At 68.9% G+C, this 241-nt stretch carries 1 pseudogene; it reads right to left on the bottom strand.

Annotated elements, in window-relative coordinates:
• Positions 1–71: 71 nt before the first annotated feature.
• A pseudogene (locus tag RB628_RS42200) lies at positions 72–241 on the bottom strand (ATP-binding protein); the annotation flags it as partial.

The following is a 241-nucleotide window of genomic DNA, read 5'->3' as shown; positions in this document are numbered from 1 at the left end:
GGCGTTCTCGACCGCACCGAACCGGAGACCGGGGACGAGCCCGGACCGGGAACCCACGACCCCACGTGGACTCATCGCCGCACCTCCCGGCGCTGGAGAGGCACCAAGGGCGCTTCAGTTTTCGTGAGCTCGGCGCGTTTGCCGGACATGCGGGCGTCGGTGTCGAACAGCTCGCGCTCGGCCGGATGCAGGATGTGCTGGGTGATGAAGCTCCGACCTGCGACTTTCCACAGGCCCCGGC

The sequence above is a fragment of the Streptomyces sp. ADMS genome, assembly GCF_033441795.1.
GTDB lineage: Bacteria > Actinomycetota > Actinomycetes > Streptomycetales > Streptomycetaceae > Streptomyces.
The sequence above is the reverse complement of the archived record's forward strand: the minus strand, read 5'-3'. Positions and strand labels throughout refer to the sequence as shown.